Source organism: Enterococcus sp. AZ101, assembly GCF_050499005.1.
Taxonomy (GTDB): Bacteria; Bacillota; Bacilli; order Lactobacillales; family Enterococcaceae; genus Enterococcus_L; species Enterococcus_L ureilyticus.
In genome coordinates, this window is record NZ_JBMHEZ010000002.1 from 1 (window position 1) to 20,851 (window position 20,851).

Below are 20,851 nucleotides of genomic sequence, written 5' to 3' on the forward strand. Positions count from 1 at the left end.
ATCACTTTAGTTTCTTGGCGCAGTAGCTCAGTTGGTAGAGCAACGGATTGAAGCTCCGTGTGTCGGCAGTTCGATTCTGTCCTGCGCCATTTCAAAGAAGAAGCATGCGGGTGTAGTTTAGTGGTAAAACCACAGCCTTCCAAGCTGCCGTCGCGAGTTCGATTCTCGTCACCCGCTTTTTTCTTTAAGGGCCTATAGCTCAGCTGGTTAGAGCGCACGCCTGATAAGCGTGAGGTCGATGGTTCGAGTCCATTTAGGCCCATAATTTTTAAATGGCCCGTTGGTCAAGCGGTTAAGACACCGCCCTTTCACGGCGGTATCACGGGTTCGATTCCCGTACGGGTCATGTTAAAAAACATTTAGCTTTATGCTGAATGTTTTTTTATAAAATAATTATGAAAACGTTGACATCCCACTTATAATAAGGTATTCTATGCTTGTACTCAACAACTGAATAAATGGATAGTGATTGTTTAAATACAAGCTAAACCTAATTTTTCCAATGAAGAGGAGATTCTTCTTTTTTGGAAAGGTTGGGTTTTTCTTTTTTTACAATTGAAGGAGTAAGTCTGAATAAAGGAGTGAAAAAATGATTATTCAAAAAATTTTGAATAATAATGTTGTGATTACGTTGGATGTAAATGAGCAGGAACAAATAGTGATGGGGCGTGGTATTGCTTTTAAAAGAAAAATTGGAGACTTTGTTGCAGAAGGTCAAATAGATCAAGTATTTCGTTTAGCAAACAAGGATACTTCTTTGAAGTTTCAAGAATTACTTGGTGATTTGCCTTTAGAAGTGATGCAATTGTCAGATGAGATTATTAAGTATGCTAAAACAAAGCTCGGCAGAAAATTAAATGATACAATCTTTATTTCTTTAACCGATCATCTTCATACTGCTTTAGAGCGAATACGTCAAGGGATTGAAGTGAAAAACTTCCTATTATGGGATATTAAACGTTTTTTTTCAGATGAATATGACATTGGAAATAAAGCATTAGAAATGGTTAAACAAAAATTCGATGTTCAACTTCCAGAAGATGAAGCAGGATTTATAGCACTGCATATAGTGAATGCGGAAATGGATGAAGAAGTTGGGAATGTCTACGAGTTAACAAAAATCATGCAGGAAATTACGAATATTGTTAAGTATCATTTTAAAATTACTTATAATAAAGACTCTGTTTATTTTTATCGCTTTAGTACTCATTTAAAATTTTTTGCTTATCGTTTATTAAATCATAAAGAATTCCAGGATGAAGATGACGGAGAATTATATGAAGTAATCAAAAAAAAATATCGTAATGCCTATAATTGTGTGAATAAGATTGCTGATTTTTTAACCGAAAGTTATCATTATACAATTTCAAAAGAAGAAAAAATGTATTTAATTATTCACATTGCACGAGTGGTACAAACAAATAGTCAGTAAGATTATTAAATCTTAGCATAGATTTTTTATAAAAAGAAAGGTGGATAGCATAGCTATAAAGAAAAACCCTTTGGATAGTGACATTAAGTTGGCTAAACCTTCAAATGTGTTAACTAACAAACTAAACTTTGGAGGAACAAAAAAATGGGAAAATATCGTGATTTAGCGCAGAAAATTGTTGATAATGTAGGCGGAAAAGAAAATATTAATAGTTTGACTCACTGTATTACTCGCTTGCGATTTAAGTTGAAAGATGAATCAAAAGCAAATGATGAAATTTTAAAAAATATGGATGGCGTTGTGACTGTTATGAAAAGTGGTGGCCAATACCAAGTTGTAATTGGGAATCATGTACCCGCAGTTTATGAAGATGTTGTAAGTATTGCAGGAATTTCCGCTGATGCAGAACAAGAATCTTCTGGTGGAAATCTATTCAATCGTTTGATTGATATCTTGAGCGGTTGTTTTCAACCCTTTCTAGGAGCACTAGCTGCAGCTGGGATGGTAAAAGGATTAAATGCATTACTTGTTTTCTTGAAATTATATTCAGATACTTCTGGAACATACACGATGCTAAACGGTATCGGAGATGCGATATTCTATTTTATGCCAGTTATTCTAGGTTATACAGCTGCTAGAAAATTCAATTTGAACCCAATGGTGGGTATTGTCATCGGGGCAGCACTTTGTTACCCAACAGTACAAGGCAGCGCATTACAAGCTGTATTTGAAGAAACTGCTGGAGCAGGAGCAGCAGCACCATACAGTTTATTAGGATTACCAGCTTATAATACATTTTTAGGCATTCCTTGGGTTGGTGCTGGTTATACTAGTAGTGTCGTACCAATCATATTCATTGTGGCATTTGCAGCTCAGATTCAAAAACTCTTCAAGAAACTGATTCCTGAAGTTGTCCAAACATTCTTGGTACCATTTTTTGTATTGTTAATTGCACTACCAGTTGGTTTCTTAGTAATCGGTCCAATCATTAGTATGTTGACAGATTTACTAAGTGCTGGCTTCCAAGCATTGATGGGCTTCTCACCAGCTTTATATGGCGTTATTCTTGGCTTCTTCTGGCAAGTATTGGTTATTTTTGGATTACACTGGAGTGTTGTGCCGCTTGCAATTATGCAGATTACTCAAGAAGGTGCAAGTCAAGTATTAGTAGGATCATTTGCAGCAAGTTTTGCACAAACTGCAGTAGTTATGGCAATGTTCTTCAAGCTAAAAGATACAAAAGTGAAAGCTTTATGCCCGCCAGCAATTATTTCAGGTATCTTTGGAGTAACGGAACCGGCAATTTATGGAATTACATTACCTAAAAAGACTCCGTTTATTTATTCAATGATTGGAGCGGCAGTTGGTGGTTTGTATTTAATGTTTAATGGTGTTACTTCTTATACAATGGGTGGTTTAGGAATCTTTGGTGTTTTAAACTTTATCAATGGTGATGATGCGAGTGGAATGATTCATTCTTTTGTAGCCATTTTAATCGCAATGGCAATCGGTTTTGCTTTAACGTTCTTCTTCTGGAAGGATGATACAGTTATGGAAGAAATAACTGAAAATAAAAATGCTCAAAAAGCAATTAAAGAAGCAGTATTAAGTCCAGTTAAAGGTCGTGTTTTACCTTTGACCCAAGCTAGTGACCAAGCATTTGCACAAGGTGCTTTAGGTAAAGGTGTTTTGATTGAACCAACTGAAGGAGTTGTAAGAGCACCATTTGACGGAACTGTTATGACCTTGTTCCCAACCTTACATGCGATAGGGTTAATTTCTGATCAAGGAATGGAGTTATTGATCCATATCGGTATGGATACCGTTCAACTAGAAGGAAATGGTTTTGAAGCAAAAGTAGCGCAAGGCGACAAAGTGAAAAAAGGACAATTATTAGTTACCTTTGATATTGAAGCAATTAAAGAAGCAGGTTATAGTGTTGAAACACCGATTATCGTTACAAATACGGGTGATTATCTAGATATTGTAGAAACGCAAGATCGTGAAGTAACGTCCGATGATACACTAATTACTGGTTTAACTTAAAAATAAATAGAAGAGAATAGTGCTTACGGTAGACTCAAACGGATGCTATCGTAAGCCTTATATAGAAAGGAATTTTGACATGGCATTTAGAAAAGATTTTTTATGGGGTGGCGCAACTGCAGCCAATCAATGTGAAGGCGGCTATAACGAAGGCGGCCGAGGGTTAGCGAACGTGGATTTAGCACCAGTTGGACCAGACCGTTTTCCAGTGATCACAGGCGAGAAAAAGATGTTCGCTTTTGAGGAGGACCATTTTTACCCTGCACAAACTGCGATTGACATGTACCACCGTTATAAAGAAGATATCGCACTATTTGGCGAAATGGGGTTTAAAACTTACCGTTTATCAATTGCCTGGAGCCGTATTTTCCCTCTAGGAGACGAGACAGAGCCCAATGAAGAAGGGTTGAAGTTCTATGAAGATTTGTTCAAAGAATGCCGCAAGCACAATATTGAGCCTCTTGTAACGATCACGCATTTTGATTGTCCAATGTATTTAGTTGAAAAATATGGCGCGTGGCGCAGTCGTGAAATGGTTGGTTTTTATGAAAATCTTTGTCACGCAATTTTCAATCGTTATAAAGGCTTAGTGAAATATTGGTTAACCTTCAACGAAATCAATATGATTTTACATGCACCATTTATGGGCGCAGGTCTTTATTTTGAAGAAGGCGAAAACAAAGAACAAGTCAAATATCAAGCCGCACACCACGAACTATTAGCAAGTGCGATTGCCACAAAAATCGCTCACGAAGTTGACCCAGAAAACCAAGTTGGCTGTATGTTAGCGGCTGGCACAAACTATGCTTATACGTGTAAACCAGAAGATGTTTGGGCAGCGAAAAAAGCTGATCGTGAGAATTTCTTCTTTATCGACGTTCAATCTCGCGGAGAATATCCAGCATATGCGTTGAAAGAATTAGAACGTGAAGGCATCAAATTACCAATTGAAGAAGGCGATTTAGAATTACTGAAAGCACACACAGTAGACTTTATTTCATTTTCTTATTACTCATCACGTGTTCAATCAACGGATCCAGCGATCAATGAAAAAACAGCTGGAAATATCTTTGCCTCAGTGAAAAATCCATATTTAGAAGCAAGTGAATGGGGTTGGCAAATCGATCCACTAGGATTGCGTGTGACAATGAATGACTTATATGATCGTTACCAAAAACCATTATTTATCGTTGAAAACGGCTTAGGTGCAGTGGATGAACCAGATGAAAACGGCAATGTGATCGATGATTACCGAATCGAATATCTAGCGGCACACATCCAAGCGATGAAAGATGCAGTAGAACTTGATGGCGTAGATCTTTTAGGCTATACGACATGGGGCTGTATCGATCTTGTTTCAGCTGGAACTGGCGAAATGAAAAAACGCTATGGATTCATTTATGTCGATCGCGATAACGAAGGAAATGGCACCTTGAAACGTTCGAAGAAAAAATCATTTGACTGGTATAAAAAAGTCATTGCGACAAATGGGGAAGATTTGACAAACGCATAATGAGGAGGCAATCAAATGAAAAAAGCACTAAAATTGTTTGGAATTTTAATGTTAGGGTTGTTAGTCGTTGCCGGTTGTGGCAACGAAAAGAAAGAAGAATCATCAACCGCTAAAAAAAGACCAGAAGAATTGACTCTGTATATTGTCCGTCATGGTAAAACCATGCTAAATACGACTGATCGGGTTCAAGGTTGGTCAGATGCAGTTTTAACTAAAGCAGGTGAAGATGTCGTAACAGCTGCAGGGGTTGGCTTAAAAGATATTGATTTCCAAAATGCTTACAGTAGTGATAGCGGTCGAGCAATTCAGACAGCTAATTTGATCGTAAAAGAAAACAAAAAATCATCTGATTTAAAAGTGATTACAGATGAACGTCTAAGAGAATTTAATTTTGGAACTTATGAAGGTGACTTAAACCACACAATGTGGCAAGATATTGCCGATGATCAAGGAGTCACATTAGAAGAATTTTTAAAGAATATGACGCCCGAATCGTTTGCCAATAGTGTCGCCAAATTAGATGCTAAAAATGTCGAAGAAGCTAAAGTCAACTGGCCAGCAGAAGACTATAAGACAATTACTACTCGACTTCAAGCAGGGTTAGAGGACATCGTTGAAAAAGAAATGAAAAATGAAGGGTCTGGGAATGTTCTGATCGCATCACATGGATTAAGTATCTCTGCATTATTGGCTACTCTGTTTGATGACTATAAAATTCCAGAGGGTGGATTAAAAAACGCAAGTGTTTGTACTGTAAAGTATAAAGATGGCAAATACACATTAGATAAAGTCAATGATTTAAGTTATGTGGAAGCTGGACAAAAATAAATGCTTGGAATGAAATGATTTTTTACACTTAATTCAGGTTTGATTTATACAAAATTCGATCAAAGAAACATTTTTGATCGAATTTTGTGTATAATAAGAACAAAAAGAAGGAAAAGGGCTAAAAAATATGGTAACTATTACAAATTTTCGTGACATCGGTGGTATAAAAAATAAAGAAGGAAAACAAATCAAAAAAGGGGTGTTTCTACGCTCTGGAGAGTTGTCTAATTTAACCAATGATGACCAAAAACGTTTAGAAACAACCTATCATTTAGGCAAAATCATTGATTTAAGAAGTGAAGCAGAAGTAGAAGAAAGACCAGATATATCTGTCCCAAAAACAGAATATATCCATATTGATATTTTAGAAGATATTCAAGATGAAGGAGCTTCTATCAGTGATTTCGTTAAAATTGGTTCTCCAGAAAAGTCTGCCTCTTACATGGAAAAATTATACGCAGATATTGCGTTGAATACGACTGCTCAAAAAGGCTACAATAAATTTTTTGAAGAAATTTTAGCTTTGCCGCAAAAAGAAAGTATTTTATTTCACTGTTTTGCTGGGAAAGACCGTACTGGAATTGCAGCATTGTTGATTTTAGAAACATTAGATGTACCAAAAGAAGCGATTTACACAGATTATTTAGTAACAAATAATTTAAGAAAAAAAGAAAATGCCATGATTTTAGAGCAAGCTAAAACAGCACAGCTAGAAGAGTCTAACTTAGAAGCATTACATGTTGCTCTAAATGTTGATAGTCGTTATTTAGATAATTTTTATAAGACTGTTGAAAAACAATACGGTGATATCACGACTTATTTAAAACAAGCAATTGGGATCGATAAAACAACAAAAGAAACGTTGAACCATCGTTTTACTTTAAAATAAATGCGATAGAAGTAGAGGTTGATTATGAATAAGAAGCAACATATTGAACGGCTGAATCGGTGTATCGAAATTTCTAGAAAGGCCCGTGAGCATGGCAACACTCCGTTTGGGGCTTTGCTAGCTGATAAAGCAGGAAATATTCTTTTAGAGCAGGAAAATGTCGAAATTACTGAAAATATCTGTACAGGCCATGCGGAAACTACTTTGGCAGCAAAAGCTTCACAAAAATATAGCAAAGAATTCTTGTGGGAGTGTATACTATATACTACAGCTGAACCATGTGCAATGTGTACGGGAACAATCTACTGGGGAAATATAGGAACGATCGTTTACGCAATGACTGAAAAGCGATTACTAGAATTAACTGGAGATAATGATCAAAACCCAACATTCGATTTACCTTCGAAGGAAATCCTAAGCCATGGACAAAAGAATATTCAAATCATCGGTCCATTTCCAGAAGTCGAGCAAGCAGCAGCAGCTGTTCATCACGGTTATTGGAACTAACTAAAAAGTAGAAATCATTCATTTTGTTGAATCATTTCTACTTTTTTATTTCCTTAAACATAAAATGTCAGAATTTTCCGAAAGGTTATTGACTTATTAGCATGTTAAGGCAATAATAGATAAAATCACTTATAAAAAAATAAGAAGGAGTATAGTATAAAATGATTATTAAGCCATCACTACCGCAAGAAATGACGATTTTTTTCGATGCAGAGAATCAACCAAATAAAAATGTTCAGATGGGCGTTATTGTCTTACAACCAGGAGAAAAACGTCCTTTAGAAGGATTTGCTAGACATGACCAAGATGAATATTCTTACGTTGTCTCTGGTAAAGCACATACGATTTTAGAAGACGGCCAAGATTTGATTGGCACACCTGGCGATGCGCAATTGATCGAAGCAGGTGAAGGACACATCAACTATAACAATGGAGATGAGGCAGCAGTTGTTGTTTGGATGTTAGTTGAGCGAATAGAAACTAAATATAAGGGAGAAATGTATGAAAAAAACAATTAAATCGATCATTGGATTAACCGCACTGATGACCATTATTTCGGGATGTTCTGGTGGAAAACAAAAAGAAGTTGCAGAAGCCACAAAACCGTTAAATTTAATGTCACCTTCAGAATTAACGACTTTAGACACGTCGGTTATGTTAGATTTTCCAGATGCAATCGTCCAAACCGCAGCTTTTGAAGGTCTATATGCACTAGACGACAAGGACCAATTGATTCCGGCTGCAGCAAAAGAAATGCCAGAAATCTCTGAAGATGGTAAAACATACACAATCAAGCTAAGAGAAGAGGCTAAATGGAGCAATGATGATCCTGTTACTGCAAAGGATTTTGAATATGCTTGGAAAAAAATGATCGATCCTAGCAATGGATTTGTGTATAGCTTCTTGGTCGTAGATACTATTTTAAATGCTGAAGATATTTCCGAAGGGAAAAAAACAGTCGATGAACTTGGTGTCAAAGCATTAGATGAGCATACGTTGGAAGTCAAATTGAAAGAAGCAAAACCATATTTCACCTCAGTTTTGGCTTTTCCAACGTTTTTCCCGCAAAATCAAAAATTTGTCGAAAAAATGGGTACTGACTATGGAACGACAAGCGAAAATGTTGTTTACAATGGACCATTTACTGTAGCAAATTGGAAACAAACCGATTTAAGCTGGGATCTCAATAAAAATGAAAAATACTAGGATCAATCAAATGTAAAGTCTGACAAAATCCATTATGAAGTCGTCAAAGAGGCATCGACTGCACTGAATCTTTTTGAAGATGGTCAATTGGACGTCGCAACCGTTACAGGTGAACTAGCAAAGCAAAATCAAAGTAATCCAGACTATCATTCATATCCGGCCGCTACGATGAACTATATTCGCTTAAATCAAAAGCGTAAAGACAAAGATACACCGTTAAAAAATGAAAATCTAAGAAAAGCCTTAGCCCTTGGAATCGATAAAGAAAACTTAGTAAATAATATTATTGCGGATGGCTCTAAGCCGTTATATGGAGCAATTACAGAAGGCTTTGTCAGCAATCCTAAAACAGGTGTCGATTTCAGAGAAGAAGCTGGCGATTTGATGAAGTATAATCAAGAAGAAGCCTTAAAATATTGGGCGCTTGCTAAAAAAGAATTAGGGGACAAGATTACATTAGATTTGATGGTCACAGATGATGGTTCTTATAAAAAAATGGGAGAGAGCCTTCAAGGGAGTCTCGAAAAACTATTCTCTGGTTTAACGATCAATGTTTCAGCATTACCGACTGAAACGGCATTGAATCTTAGCCGAGAAAGTGATTACGATATGTTCCTGATCTATTGGACTCCTGATTATCAAGATCCAATTTCTACCCTGAACATGTTACGTACAGGAAATGATCGTAATTACTCTAATCCTAAATATGATGCCTTATTAGATGATGCATCACAAAAATATGCGACTGATTTAGAGAACCGTTGGGAAACGTTGATTGCCGCTGAAAAAGAAGGAATTGAGACAACCGCTGGAATGATTATTATCAGTCAAAATCAACAATCCGTTTTGCAAAATCCACAAGTCAAAGGGCTGAGTTATCATACTTTTGCAGCCCCATTAACCTTGAAAAATGTCTATAAAGCAGTAGAATAAAAGTACTAAAAAAAGTCTTTTAAGAAAGGCTTTTTTTAGTCAAATCAATGAATTGAAAGAAAAGAAATGAGTGTGTGATAGATGACAAGAAAGATAGAAGTCATAGCCCCACAAAAAAGATGGTCAGAACAATTTGAACAAGAACAAGACCGACTAGAAAAGGTATTCAACAAACAAATACTAGCAATTCATCACATTGGTAGTACAGCTATCAAAAATAGTAAGGCAAAACCTGTGATCGATATGCTAATGGTGGTAAAAGATATTCAAGTGATTGACAGCTATAATCAAGAGATGATAAAAATTGATTATGAATGTCTAGGGGAAAATGGTATTCTTGGTCGGCGTTTTTTTAGCAAAGGCGGAGATAATAGAAGTCACCATCTCCACGTTTTTCAAGAAGAGCATCCAGAAATTCAGCGACATTTACTGTTTAGAGATTTTATGAATAGTCATTCAGAGGAAGTTTTGGCATATAGCCAATTGAAGCTAGAACTAGCTCAAAAATTTCCTTATGATATTGAATCATATGTTGCTGGGAAAGATGCTTTTATCAAAAAAATTGATCAAAAAGCAAAAAGTTGGTATGGTAAAATGAAGTAAACATAAGGAGTCCAAATAATTATATGAATAATCGGCGAGTAACAGAAAATGATTATCAGAAGCTTGTAGAAGTTTGGGAAAGAGCTGTTAAGAAAACGCATGATTTTTTACAAGTAAACGATTTTCAAACGATAAAAGCGGAGTTACCAACTTATTTTCCTCATCTAGAGATGAATATTTGGCTAATAGAGCAAAGAATAATCGGTTTTTCTGGTATGGATGGAGAGAAACTAGAAATGCTATTTTTAGAGCCAAACGATATTGGAAAAGGCTACGGCAAAAAAATCGTAGCAACATTAATTAAAAAAATCAGCTTCGATTAATAGATGTTAATGAACAAAATCAGTCTGCGAGAATATTTTATCAAAAAATGGGATTTGAAGAATACGCTAGAAGTGAGATAGACAATGCAGGCAGACCTTATCCAATTCTACATCTACAGAAGAACTGTATTTAAAAGTCAAGTAAGGTCCTCTGATAGCTGTAAGAGCTATTAGAGGACCTTAGTTTGCGGTGTATAGTATAAAAATTAAGCGGTTAGTTTGGAACTTCGTGTGAACAGCTTGTTTAAAAAAACTTGACGTTGTTTTTCATTTGAATTTTTTAAAGAAGAGAATGAAAAATGCTTGACCTTTTTGATGCCGGACATACGTAGGACTTGTTTTTTTAGTACGGTACCATAATCTTGTTGGAATAGCGTTTTATACACTTTAGGCGCATCTTCAGTTGTTATGATCCAAGCAGATTTGCCAGTTAAGAGACCAATTGGGAAAAGACCTTTGTAACTATAAGCAAACCCTTTACTAAAGACTTTATCAATAAAACCTTTTAAAATAGCGGGCATACCGCCCCACCAAATTGGAAAAATAAAGACAATATGATCTGCCCAGGAAATCTGTTCCCGATATACGGCTGTTTCTTTATCAAATTGCATGTCTCTTCTTCTTTTTGACTTATTAAAAACTAATACAGGATCAAAATTTTCCTTATAAAGATCAATCGTTTTAACGGTATTTTGTTGCTCAATTCCTTGTTGAATCGTATTTAAAATAGCATGAGTGTAGCCAGTGGTATTAGGGTAAGCATAGATAATCAATATATTCATTAGTATTACCTCCATAGTTTAGTTGTGTAAATCAAAGAAAATCGTATCTGCAAATTCTGCTATTTCTCTTTTCATTTGATCATAGTTCGTTTTGCATTCTTCATACGTTTCTGGAATGGGGAGAGATTGTATTGAATGAATAATCATTTGATAATGTTGAATCGTTGTTTCTAGAGTACGAACTTTATTTGCTAAGAATTCTCGACTACGATTATTACAATCTAGTGAAACAGGATGATCAAATAAATTCAGTAATTCTTTCATCTCTTTTAAAGAAAAATGAGCATATTTCATGACAGAGATGTATTTTAATCGTGCCAAGTCTTTTTGGTCATATAGTCGATAGTTATTTACACCTCTTTGAGGATCGATTAGTTGTTCTTTTTCATAATAACGAATTGTATCTTCACTCAAATGCGTTTTTTGAGCAATTTCTTTAATAGTCCATTTTTTTGTCATCTTGATCCCTCCAAAATCATATTAACATTGGAGCATGCTCCAATGTCAACAGCTAAAATATTTTTTCAAGTCTCTGCTCTAGTTATGTTGAGCATTATTGTGTTAGAGGTACTTAATAATGTGTATAATAGAATTAAAGCTAACCTAACTATTTCTATTCCATAAAAATAGAATTACGTTTTATTTATTTTTGTAAAGTTAATTAAATATTTTTGGTACAAAAATTTTATGATAATTATAACGAGAAAAAATAGCTCTAATTCCCTGTGAACACTAGGGAGTGGGGACTTTTTTTATTTTAAAGTAGAAAAAAAATAGACATACGAATGAAAAAAATGACAAAAAAATTCGATTTTATTAGCATATTACTTGATATAAAAGATTGAGAGATACTATAATGGAAGTAAGTCAGCGGTTTTAGCTGCTTAGTTATGGGAGGAGAGAGCATTATGTTTAGTTATACAGATATGATTTTGTCAGTAATGCAACGAGTTGAAGTCTACAATGAGATTTTTAATGCCATTTCTAAGGAAGTACAAGAGAACAGCTGTAATCAAGCCATTAACAGAAGAGGAAAAGATACGTATGTATTTTGCCGGAGCAATGTTAATCGGTTCCTTGTGGAAGAAGCTAACTTTAGAAAAAATTTAGGTTTTTATGGTGAAAAAGAAGCAACCAAAATTTTATTGGAAGGCTTAGATACCTATAAAGAAGGTATCTACTTTTGGCTAGAAGCATTAAATGATAAATGTGAAGTAATTGATGAAATCAAATATAAGCGTGGCTTACATAGTACAGAAAGCTCGTTTAGATTGATCAATCAAGCGTGTAAAGAAGCTTGTGGTGGAATTCAAAGTGCACATAGTGTTCATAAAATGTAAATACGCTATCAGCAAGATGTAACAAAGATACGATGAGTCAATAATGTATGTTAAAAACATTAGTTGAAATAAGTAACAACTCTATTCGATTTTATTCATATTGTAATTTTCATTTTATTTATTCAAAATTCTCAAAATACCAAGGCAATGATTCATGTTGCCTTGGTATTTTTTTTAATTGCACAAACAAATTTATCAATCAAAGCGTCCAATGCTTTATCTAAGGTTTGAGCATTATCAGTATTTCTATTTAAGAATAAAGGTGGACAAGTGTGCATATCGATTAATTTTGTTGCAACTACCTGATAGTCTTCTAAAAAGACGGTAATCTGAGGATGAACAATCGTTTCACCACAAGAACCAGCAATGAGATAAGCTAATTCTATCTCGTTTTCATTTAGCTTGCGTAATCGATAATAACCATCTTTAATAAATTTCTTTTCTTCATTAAATAGAACAAACAAGCTATTAATTTGTGTACTTCTGTCCATAGCAATTCTCCTTTTTTATTAGTGTATCATACATTAAAAAAGTGTTATAAAATATTTTTCCCTTCAATTGACATCTAATGCAAATACTAGATTACTTAATAAAAAACGATATGAAATTCACATAATTCTCAAATATTTGTATTATTTATTAAAAACGTGATAAATAAAACATTGGAATTATGTAGACTTAGTAAATGAAATGAATTAAACTTATTTTAGTTTGATATATATATTAAATAAATATCTATATTATATCTTAATAGAGATGTATAGGAGATGAAAAACAGCTTTTTTAGGGATGAGCTGTTTGATTAACTAAAATATAAAGGGGACACCACATGTATAATATAGGATTTGTTTTGCTTGATGATGATACAAATGAGCAAAAATACATAGACTCACTAAATAGTGCTCAATTACATGTACATCCGATTAATAAAAATGAAGTTATTGAAACAAACGAAAATTATAATGGCATAGTGATTAATGAATACCATATACAAAATATTGGGTTGATTTGCGAGTTAATTTTATCATTAAAGAAAAAGACTGATATTTTTATTTGGGTGATTTCAAAGCGAGAGAATAAAATGAATCATATTGTGTACTTGCAACTAGGTGCGGATGGAATCATCGATCCTGAGACCGACACAGAAGAATCGAAATTACTGATGATAAATACCTTTAATCGATATAGTAGGATGTCTCTAAATGATTCGGAGCAGATAAGTAAATCAGAAGGGAATACAGAACTTCAATTACGCCCATGTAATTTTAGCGTCTTAATGAATGGCGAAGAGATTAGTTTGACTAAATTGGAATTTAAAACAATCGAATTTTTACAAACACAAAAAGGTGTAGCTGTTTCCTATGAAGAAATCTATAAAAACGTTTGGGAAAATGACGGAAACGACAAACAATATCGAGTCTCAAATCTGATTTTCCATCTAAGACAAAAAATTGAAAAAGATGCAGCACATCCTAATTATATCAAAACAGTTCGTTCAAAAGGATATAAGCTGACGCTATAAGCAATCACGTTAATTATAATAAAACAAATAGTCATGGCGGTTGATCTATTAGGAGACGAAAGACAATGACGGTGACAAAAAAACAAGTAAAAATGTTTTCTCTTTTTCAAGCCGATTGTTGAGCATAAACAAAATAGAGAAAATCAGTGCATGTTTGCCAACATCCGCTTAGAGAACTGCCATTCTCAAAGGATTTGTAAACAAAAATTCAGCACTAATTTCCCCCTGCATTGTGAATGTATCAAAAAACGAAACAATTGGCAAGGAAAATAGAAATAGATTGTGCATCTTTTTAAGACAGATGTGTAAAAAATTGTTAAGGGAGGAGTTGAGAAGATATGAAAATCGGAAAAAAGTCTTATTTTATTGGACTAGTTATTTTTCTGTTCAGTATTTTAGCGGTTATTTTATTTAATAACTCTAACAAAATTGAAGCAGCTGAGGAACCTTTGATAGGAAACGTGGATTCTTCCACTCTATTAAAAACCGAAGAAGATTTGCATAATCAAGAAACGATCACTGTTCCTCAAATGGAAGCTTACATGGATGGAACTAATTATCAACCAGCTCAGACCAAAATTGAGAATAAAATCACTGGAAGCATGACAAATGAGCAGTATCAAACGCAATATGCTGATTTGAATGCTCAGCAAAATCAAGCATGGAATACTCAATACAATTTCCGACCTGATACCAATGCGGTCCATGTAGGAACTTGGGCTGAGTTTAGAGCAGCTTTTGAGAATAATCAAGTCTCAAAGATCATCCTTGATGCAGATATTTATTATGGCTCTGCTATTGCTATCTCTAGAGCAGAATCAATTGAAATAGATGGTCAAGGGCACCTCCTTGAGATGCGAAATGGTTCCATCAATGTTGATGATCTAAATTCTTTGGCAAGTTTTGGCAAAGCCTTTTCTGACGTGCCAGTATTCCACATGCATGATATTCAAATTGCGAATAATACTGGGTATGGAGCGCTAGAGGGGAATCTTGGAACTGCGTGGTCATTTGTTAATGGTAAAGGACAATGGGGAACTGGCGGTTCAACCGGCTCAAATAGAAGATTATGGCGTTACAGAATTGGGAATGTTTACACTCCGTATGACACTAGTAAAAAAAGTGATAACCAACGTGTGGGTGGCCGCTTAATCAGTGCTCCTCGTGCTGAGATTAGCATGTATGGATACAATGTCATCGTAACAGGTGCTGAAAATTTCTATACCGGTGGAATGACATTTGAGCCTAGTACCTTTTATAAAGGCACAAACGCTGAGTATGATTATTCAGTTGTTTGGTTCATGGATAATACTGGTAAAAATGGGGACACTGATTCAACAGGGACCAGGAAATTTGATATTGGAGAAGGCAGTTTTGTGTATTTAAATTATACTGCTAATGGCACCAATTATCCTGCAGTGTATAATTTTTTCGATGAGCTAAGAGTCGGGAAAAATGCAACTTATAATGCGAACATGCCAGGATCAGCTGCCTATTTTAATGTGGACGATGCAAGCTTTATAGCGGAAGAAGGTTCAACAGTCAATTTACTTTCTCGTGCTGGCAGTCGAGCTACTGTTCAATCTGGTGCAGTAAATGCTACAAATGCTGGTTCACAAGCAAACCCTAAAAACACTAAATATGAATTTAAGCCTAAATCAAATGTGTTCATTGTTGGGAATAATAATGGTGGAGTTCTTGCATATAACTCAACAAATGGAGGCAATCAGTTCATATTTGATAGTCCAGAGTCATTTGACATTCGTAATTCGTTTAATAGTACAACGACAACCAATGCCTTTTTGGGAGATACAACGTCGAATAGAGGAACCAACAGTTTCACTATAAAAAATTCTGATATATCTATTTGGAATAATCAAGTAGACATTGATGGTGCGCCAACCTATGATTATTCGAATGTGACAGACTTCACTGTAACAAATTCATCTGCAAATGGAGGAGTGACAAGCTCCGATCCGGATCTTCAAAGTCAATATCTTCGTCCAAATTATAAACGTATCTCAGGAATGAATAGTATACCTGAACTAACTTGGACACCCGTAACTGATGCGGATTTCGACCAACAATCACGTATTTTAATAGGATATACAGCAGTTGGTGGTAGTGACCCGTTTGATGAGGATGGTAATGCAAAAACAAAGCCAGTTTATGCAGATAGTATTCGTAAAGCCTATGTCGACTATATAGATACTTTAGGCAACACTTTTACTGGAACTAGTACCGATGATAACTATGTACATTGGAAAAAGGCAGATCATACGATACCAGGATTTCAACTTGCCGAGCAAAATATGTTTGGAACACCATATCGTGCATCCTTTGTTAATAATGTCCTGACCCCTTATAGAACAGGGGAAAAGACACCTACAACAGTAATTGATGTCACGCCACCTGAACCAGCAGTTGTTACAGGGGATAAAGTGACAAATGGGATGAAACAACTAATCGGTAAAGATGCTGAACCAAAAGCTAAAATCTATGTTGATATCAACGGTACACGTCAATCAGCAGTCGGAACAGTGAATGAAGATGGTACGTGGGCCTATAACTTACCTCGTTACTTAAATACTGGTGAGACTGTCCAAATCTTCCTAGAAGACAATGCTGGCAAGATCACAGAAGTTTTAGATCCAGCAGCACCATCGACCAACAGTGATAATGGAAATATCAATCCGGCTACTGAAATGAAATACCGCGATGCCACGTTTAAAGCGGCAACAAAGTATACAGTCGAAGATGCATTACCAGATAAACCACTTATGGAAAAAACAGTTGTTTCTTCTGGCGGACAAACAACCCAAGTTGGGGACGTGTTGACGTACACGTTAACTGCTAAGAATAATAAAGCAGCAACATTTACTACAAATTGGGCAAAAGTTGTGATTACGGATACACTTCCTGCTGGCTTAGACTTTGATCCAGCAACAGCAGATATCAAAATTAATGATGTTACAGCTGTAAGTCCAGCTAATTATACGTATGATTCTGATTCCCGTGTATTAACAGTCAATGTTGGAGATTTAGCAACAGGAGCAACAGCTAAGGTGACATTTAAAGCAACAGTTGCTGCCAAAGCTGTCGGAACGATCATTACGAATGAAGCTGAAGCAATCGGTGATTCTCCAAGAGAAACTCCCTTTGTCGAAGGTCCAAATGATCCAAACGCTAAACATGAAACCTATTCAGCGAAATCACTTGCTGTAGATAATCCTGGCGGCACAGTTTTTGGTGTCTTAGAACTAGCGTCTGCGCCAACGGAAATTGATTTTGGTAGTGTGAAATATCAAGGAAAGAAAACCCGCCTAAATACTGCTGAACATCATGGTGCTGATCTTATTGTTAAAGATAGCCGAGCGAATAAAAAAGGCTGGTCATTAACAGCTAAAATGACGACTCCAATGACAAGCACAACGCCAGATGCTCCTGTCTATACACTAGATGGAGCGGTGAAGTACGTTTACAAAAATCGTGAAATCACGTTAAATGGCGGTGCACAAGATATCATGGTGCAGGATGCTGTTACTGGCGGATCAATCGAAGGCGCGACCTATAACATTAGTGATACATGGTCTGAGTCTGGTGACGGATTCAAATTTGAGGTTTCTGCCCAAGATGTGAAAGCACTTGGTTCTTATCAAGGAGAAATTCTTTGGGAATTGGGCGATGCTCCATAACAGTAAAGGAGATTCTTAATCTATGAGAAAAAAAATCAATATTTTAGTCTTCTCCTTTACTTTGCTATTAACGTTAGTAATCAGTTATCCTTTGACTGCTGCGGCTAATAACAATGGAGGAGAAGTGCAAACAGATGGTGTGATTCGTTTTTATGAAGATAGTTCTTCAACGGAGCCGCCAACAAGCACACAACCATCAAGTAGCACGTTAACAAGCTCAGCCCAAGTTGCTAAACCTGTTGGACGTTATCCGAGCACTGGTGAAATGGTAAAAACAAGTCTTGTATTTACCGGAGCAGCCTTGGTTATTATCGGATTACTTCTGTTTTTCTGGAAACGCAAAAAGGAGAAAGAAGGGCGGGATAACACATGAGAAGATTGAAAAAAACAATTAAATTTCTCGTTATGCCAATTGCTGTGATTTCTTTATTAGTGCTTATCAGTGATACTGCATTCGCAGAAACAGACGCAATGAGCGGACCTGGCAAAATCGAATTTTCAGGTGAATATCCGCAAGACATCGTTGATCCAGAAAAACCGGGTGAAATTGTCGACCCAGGAGAAACACCCCAACTTAAAGGGGATTTGAGAATCGACTTTGTTCCAAAACTAGATTTTTACCAGAATAAAATTTCCGATAAAGATGAGACGTACTACGGAAATGCACAAAATTTCTTTGGTGCAACCAAGCCTAGAGGAAACTTTGTTCAAGTCACTGACTTGAGACAAAAGCCGACTGGTTGGACGTTACAATTGCGTCAGGAAATGCAATTTACCAACAAAGATACAGAACACAGCGAAATCAACGGGGCAATGTTATCACTAGATAAATCCTGGGTAAGTTCTACTCGAGATGCTAGCGGCGCGCCCCAACTCTCAAAAGAGATCATTAATATAGACAATGTCGGTGCTTCGTATAACTTAGCACAAGCAAATACTGGGCAAGGTGCAGGGACCTGGACGATTTCCTTTGGTGCATCTGAAGAAAATCAGGATAACCAAAAAAACACACTGGAACCTAGACTAGATCATACTGGTCAAGCAGTTTTAGATCCAGTATTTGATAATAAACCTGTCTACTTGAATAAAGCTGTTTCACTATCGATTCCGGGCACAACGATCGTTGATCCGGTACCTTATACTACGGTGTTAACTTGGATATTAGCCGAGTTGCCATAAATAGAAACAACAACACACACTAACACACACAAACTAGGAGGAAACACACATGAAAACAAAAACATTATGTTCAGTAGCATTATTAACTTTAGTAGGAGTAAGCTTAGCGGCACCAGCTGCAGCTAACGCTGAAGCAAAATCATTACCATCAAACGGTAAAATCAAATTTACTGAAGACAACGATCCTAAAGATGTTGTTGATCCAGAAGATCCAGAAAAACCAATTGTAGATCCTAAAGAACCAATCATCGTTAACCCAGATCGTGGTTCATTCAGTATCGACGCTGTAACTGAATTAAACTTCGGTGAAGATAAAGTGAAAGCTTTCGCTTCAAATCCAGAATACTTTGCTGCAGCAATTCCAGTAACAACTGGCACTGGTGAGGATGCCCCACAGGTTACTCGTGGGAACTTCGTACAATTTACAGACGTACGTGGTGTTGCAAATCATAAATACAAAGTAAGCGCACAATTATCTAAACAATTTGAAGCCAATGCTAATGCTGGAACGTTCTTGAAATCAGCTACGATCGATTACTCAAATGCAGCAATCACATCTGCTGACCCAGCAGCACAATGGCCAGCAACAACTGTTGCCGGATTCCAATTAGCAGCAAATGCAGCTGGAACAGGTGCTGGTGATTCAGTAGTAGTGTTAGATAACAAAGAAGCGTCTAAAGGAATCGGAACTTACACAATTGAATTTGGTCAATATGGCGACGGAAAAGCAGATACAACTGCTGAATCTGTTAAATTAACTGTACCAAACACAAACGTTTTACTAGCTGATGAATACACAGCTGAAATCACTTGGACAATCGCTGAAGTATTATAATTTAAACTGAATAAGTAGGTTAAATTATATCGCATACTTTAAGTAGTTATGTTCAAATAAATGGCGAGACAGAAATAATTATTTCTGTCTCAGCCTTTTTAAAGAGAGGGATAGCGATGAAAAAAAAGCATCTATTATTTTTAGTAGTGACATTTATGATAACAATGCTTATGCCAATCAAGACATATGCAGAAGAAAACAGCGGTGGTAACGCAACTGGTTTTACATATGAAACAATTAAACCTGACAATCAGAAGAGTCAAGACACTGGCTACTTTGATTTAAGGATGACACCTGGGCAAAAACAAACTGTAAAAATCAAACTGAAAAACTTGGCTTCAGAAGAAGCAGAAATTTCAGTGAAATTAAACGGTGCTAAGACAAACGCCAACGGAGTTATTGAATATGGTCCGACAACGATTAAAAAAGACAATTCATTAAAATACGATTTTGAAAGTATCGTTAAAGCTCCTGAAACAGTTAAATTGCCAGCCAATGGCGAAAAGGATGTCGACATAGAAATTACGATGCCAGAAGCTTCATTTGATGGAGTGATTTCAGGCGGAATCCAACTGCAAAAAATTGAAAAAGAAGAAGCGGCAAAACCGAAGAAAACGGGCGTTATCAATAAATATGCTTATGTCATTGGGATGTTGCTTTCTGAAACAGACAAAGAAATTCAACCAAACTTAGAACTAAATAAAGTTTATGCAGAATTGAATAATTTTCGAAATACATTTTTTGTGAATTTTTCTAATGTACAACCTGCTTATTTAGAAAATATGACAACACAAGTTCAAATCATGAAGGACGGCAGCGATGAAGTTTTATATGAAACAAAGCGTTCGGGTATGAGAATGGCGCCTAACTCATTGATCAATTTCCCTGTAAGCATGGAAGGTGACCGTATGGTTCCTGGCGACTATCGTGCTAAAATTTTAGTGACGTCTGGTGATAAGAAGTGGGAATGGGACGAAAAATTTAAGGTAACAGATGAAGAAGCAGATAAATTCAATAATCAAGATGCCGGGTTAGAAGACGTTCAAACGTTCAACTGGCAGTTGATTGCAGGAATTGTTGGTGGGGTACTAGTCTTAGCAATCATCATCTTCTTCGTAATCAGAGCAGTGAATAAAAAGAAGCAAACTAAGAAAAAAAAGGCTAGAAAAAAGAAATCCAAAAAGTAATAACTAGTTTAAAAAACTAGCGACATTTTTA

19 protein-coding genes, 4 tRNA genes and 1 pseudogene are annotated in these 20,851 nt (G+C 35.9%); 21 read left to right on the forward strand and 3 right to left on the reverse strand.

What is annotated here, in order from left to right:
- Positions 1–16 precede the first annotated feature (16 nt).
- From IGJ50_RS09325 to IGJ50_RS09390, 14 genes and pseudogenes are all read left to right on the forward strand, one after another.
- A tRNA-Phe gene (locus tag IGJ50_RS09325) sits at positions 17–89 on the forward strand.
- 17 nt (positions 90–106) lie between these two features.
- Positions 107–177: transfer RNA gene (locus IGJ50_RS09330), tRNA-Gly, on the forward strand.
- 11 nt (positions 178–188) lie between these two features.
- A tRNA-Ile gene (locus IGJ50_RS09335) sits at positions 189–262 on the forward strand.
- A 12-nt stretch (positions 263–274) separates the two neighbouring features.
- Positions 275–346 (forward strand) — tRNA-Glu (locus IGJ50_RS09340).
- A 243-nt stretch (positions 347–589) separates the two neighbouring features.
- The gene (gene licT, locus IGJ50_RS09345) at positions 590–1,432 is read left to right on the forward strand and encodes a BglG family transcription antiterminator LicT (protein WP_069640452.1); all 843 of its coding nucleotides are present in this window, start codon (positions 590–592) and stop codon (positions 1,430–1,432) included.
- Between the two features lie 144 nt (positions 1,433–1,576).
- Positions 1,577–3,478 carry a beta-glucoside-specific PTS transporter subunit IIABC gene (locus tag IGJ50_RS09350; RefSeq protein ID WP_069640451.1) on the forward strand — a complete coding sequence of 634 codons (1,902 nt, stop codon included), beginning with the start codon at positions 1,577–1,579 and terminating at the stop codon, positions 3,476–3,478.
- Between the two features lie 79 nt (positions 3,479–3,557).
- A complete protein-coding gene (locus tag IGJ50_RS09355; RefSeq protein ID WP_429950073.1) occupies positions 3,558–4,991 on the forward strand; it encodes a 6-phospho-beta-glucosidase in 1,434 nt (477 codons plus the stop codon).
- A 15-nt stretch (positions 4,992–5,006) separates the two neighbouring features.
- Positions 5,007–5,819, forward strand: coding sequence for a histidine phosphatase family protein (locus IGJ50_RS09360; protein WP_207120282.1), 813 nt, complete (start codon positions 5,007–5,009; stop codon positions 5,817–5,819).
- 127 nt (positions 5,820–5,946) lie between these two features.
- Entirely contained in the window at positions 5,947–6,708 is a 762-nt protein-coding gene (locus IGJ50_RS09365; RefSeq protein ID WP_429950075.1) for a tyrosine-protein phosphatase, read from the forward strand.
- A 24-nt stretch (positions 6,709–6,732) separates the two neighbouring features.
- The gene (locus tag IGJ50_RS09370) at positions 6,733–7,215 is read left to right on the forward strand and encodes a nucleoside deaminase (RefSeq protein WP_207120280.1); all 483 of its coding nucleotides are present in this window, start codon (positions 6,733–6,735) and stop codon (positions 7,213–7,215) included.
- 161 nt (positions 7,216–7,376) lie between these two features.
- The gene (locus IGJ50_RS09375) at positions 7,377–7,733 is read left to right on the forward strand and encodes a cupin domain-containing protein (protein WP_069638842.1); all 357 of its coding nucleotides are present in this window, start codon (positions 7,377–7,379) and stop codon (positions 7,731–7,733) included.
- Positions 7,717–9,354, forward strand: a pseudogene (locus IGJ50_RS09380) (peptide ABC transporter substrate-binding protein). Before IGJ50_RS09375 ends, IGJ50_RS09380 begins: the two are co-directional and overlap by 17 nt.
- An 81-nt stretch (positions 9,355–9,435) precedes the next feature.
- Complete coding sequence (locus tag IGJ50_RS09385) at positions 9,436–9,957, forward strand: GrpB family protein (RefSeq protein WP_429950077.1); 522 nt, start codon at positions 9,436–9,438, stop codon at positions 9,955–9,957.
- A gap of 23 nt (positions 9,958–9,980) precedes the next feature.
- A complete protein-coding gene (locus IGJ50_RS09390) occupies positions 9,981–10,280 on the forward strand; it encodes a hypothetical protein (protein ID WP_429950079.1) in 300 nt (99 codons plus the stop codon).
- Between the two features lie 206 nt (positions 10,281–10,486).
- Here the strand turns inward: IGJ50_RS09390 and IGJ50_RS09395 are convergent, their stop codons facing one another.
- Together IGJ50_RS09395 and IGJ50_RS09400 are read right to left on the reverse strand one after the other, a co-directional pair.
- A complete protein-coding gene (locus IGJ50_RS09395) occupies positions 10,487–11,062 on the reverse strand; it encodes an NAD(P)H-dependent oxidoreductase (RefSeq protein WP_069638846.1) in 576 nt (191 codons plus the stop codon).
- A gap of 18 nt (positions 11,063–11,080) precedes the next feature.
- Positions 11,081–11,521: a MerR family transcriptional regulator gene (locus tag IGJ50_RS09400; protein WP_069638847.1), complete on the reverse strand. Its 441-nt coding sequence runs from the start codon at positions 11,519–11,521 to the stop codon at positions 11,081–11,083.
- A 449-nt stretch (positions 11,522–11,970) separates the two neighbouring features.
- Here IGJ50_RS09400 and IGJ50_RS09405 point away from each other — a divergent pair, with 449 nt between their 5' ends.
- Positions 11,971–12,402: a hypothetical protein gene (locus tag IGJ50_RS09405; RefSeq protein ID WP_069638848.1), complete on the forward strand. Its 432-nt coding sequence runs from the start codon at positions 11,971–11,973 to the stop codon at positions 12,400–12,402.
- 152 nt (positions 12,403–12,554) lie between these two features.
- On the opposite strand, the gene IGJ50_RS09410 is transcribed toward IGJ50_RS09405, so the two are convergent.
- The gene (locus IGJ50_RS09410) at positions 12,555–12,893 is read right to left on the reverse strand and encodes a hypothetical protein (RefSeq protein WP_207120277.1); all 339 of its coding nucleotides are present in this window, start codon (positions 12,891–12,893) and stop codon (positions 12,555–12,557) included.
- 338 nt (positions 12,894–13,231) lie between these two features.
- Between IGJ50_RS09410 and IGJ50_RS09415 the strand changes: the two genes are divergently transcribed.
- The 6 genes from IGJ50_RS09415 (at position 13,232) to IGJ50_RS09440 (ending at position 20,820) form a co-directional block, all read left to right on the forward strand.
- Entirely contained in the window at positions 13,232–13,924 is a 693-nt protein-coding gene (locus IGJ50_RS09415; protein ID WP_069638850.1) for a winged helix-turn-helix domain-containing protein, read from the forward strand.
- A gap of 338 nt (positions 13,925–14,262) precedes the next feature.
- A complete protein-coding gene (locus IGJ50_RS09420; RefSeq protein ID WP_429950083.1) occupies positions 14,263–17,619 on the forward strand; it encodes a pectate lyase-like adhesive domain-containing protein in 3,357 nt (1,118 codons plus the stop codon).
- 22 nt (positions 17,620–17,641) lie between these two features.
- A complete protein-coding gene (locus tag IGJ50_RS09425) occupies positions 17,642–17,992 on the forward strand; it encodes an LPXTG cell wall anchor domain-containing protein (protein WP_069638852.1) in 351 nt (116 codons plus the stop codon).
- A complete protein-coding gene (locus IGJ50_RS09430; protein WP_429950085.1) occupies positions 17,989–18,798 on the forward strand; it encodes a WxL domain-containing protein in 810 nt (269 codons plus the stop codon). The genes IGJ50_RS09425 and IGJ50_RS09430 overlap by 4 nt, the downstream gene beginning before the upstream one ends.
- 49 nt (positions 18,799–18,847) lie before the next feature.
- On the forward strand, positions 18,848–19,633 hold the full coding sequence (locus IGJ50_RS09435; RefSeq protein ID WP_429950087.1) for a WxL domain-containing protein: 786 nt from the start codon (positions 18,848–18,850) through the stop codon (positions 19,631–19,633).
- Positions 19,634–19,749: 116 nt separating this feature from the next.
- Positions 19,750–20,820 carry a DUF916 and DUF3324 domain-containing protein gene (locus IGJ50_RS09440; RefSeq protein ID WP_069638855.1) on the forward strand — a complete coding sequence of 357 codons (1,071 nt, stop codon included), beginning with the start codon at positions 19,750–19,752 and terminating at the stop codon, positions 20,818–20,820.
- Positions 20,821–20,851: the final 31 nt, after the last annotated feature.

Excerpts from the sequence above, each read along its gene's own strand:
- licT (WP_069640452.1), top strand. The coding sequence starts at position 590 with ATGATTATTCAAAAAATTTTGAATAATAATGTTGTGATTACGTTGGAT.
- IGJ50_RS09350 (WP_069640451.1), top strand. The coding sequence starts at position 1,577 with ATGGGAAAATATCGTGATTTAGCGCAGAAAATTGTTGATAATGTAGGC.
- IGJ50_RS09355 (WP_429950073.1), top strand. The coding sequence starts at position 3,558 with ATGGCATTTAGAAAAGATTTTTTATGGGGTGGCGCAACTGCAGCCAAT.
- IGJ50_RS09360 (WP_207120282.1), top strand. The coding sequence starts at position 5,007 with ATGAAAAAAGCACTAAAATTGTTTGGAATTTTAATGTTAGGGTTGTTA.
- IGJ50_RS09365 (WP_429950075.1), top strand. The coding sequence starts at position 5,947 with ATGGTAACTATTACAAATTTTCGTGACATCGGTGGTATAAAAAATAAA.
- IGJ50_RS09370 (WP_207120280.1), top strand. The coding sequence starts at position 6,733 with ATGAATAAGAAGCAACATATTGAACGGCTGAATCGGTGTATCGAAATT.
- IGJ50_RS09375 (WP_069638842.1), top strand. The coding sequence starts at position 7,377 with ATGATTATTAAGCCATCACTACCGCAAGAAATGACGATTTTTTTCGAT.
- IGJ50_RS09385 (WP_429950077.1), top strand. The coding sequence starts at position 9,436 with ATGACAAGAAAGATAGAAGTCATAGCCCCACAAAAAAGATGGTCAGAA.
- IGJ50_RS09390 (WP_429950079.1), top strand. The coding sequence starts at position 9,981 with ATGAATAATCGGCGAGTAACAGAAAATGATTATCAGAAGCTTGTAGAA.
- IGJ50_RS09395 (WP_069638846.1), bottom strand. The coding sequence starts at position 11,062 with ATGAATATATTGATTATCTATGCTTACCCTAATACCACTGGCTACACT.
- IGJ50_RS09400 (WP_069638847.1), bottom strand. The coding sequence starts at position 11,521 with ATGACAAAAAAATGGACTATTAAAGAAATTGCTCAAAAAACGCATTTG.
- IGJ50_RS09405 (WP_069638848.1), top strand. The coding sequence starts at position 11,971 with ATGTTTAGTTATACAGATATGATTTTGTCAGTAATGCAACGAGTTGAA.
- IGJ50_RS09410 (WP_207120277.1), bottom strand. The coding sequence starts at position 12,893 with ATGGACAGAAGTACACAAATTAATAGCTTGTTTGTTCTATTTAATGAA.
- IGJ50_RS09415 (WP_069638850.1), top strand. The coding sequence starts at position 13,232 with ATGTATAATATAGGATTTGTTTTGCTTGATGATGATACAAATGAGCAA.
- IGJ50_RS09420 (WP_429950083.1), top strand. The coding sequence starts at position 14,263 with ATGAAAATCGGAAAAAAGTCTTATTTTATTGGACTAGTTATTTTTCTG.
- IGJ50_RS09425 (WP_069638852.1), top strand. The coding sequence starts at position 17,642 with ATGAGAAAAAAAATCAATATTTTAGTCTTCTCCTTTACTTTGCTATTA.
- IGJ50_RS09430 (WP_429950085.1), top strand. The coding sequence starts at position 17,989 with ATGAGAAGATTGAAAAAAACAATTAAATTTCTCGTTATGCCAATTGCT.
- IGJ50_RS09435 (WP_429950087.1), top strand. The coding sequence starts at position 18,848 with ATGAAAACAAAAACATTATGTTCAGTAGCATTATTAACTTTAGTAGGA.
- IGJ50_RS09440 (WP_069638855.1), top strand. The coding sequence starts at position 19,750 with ATGAAAAAAAAGCATCTATTATTTTTAGTAGTGACATTTATGATAACA.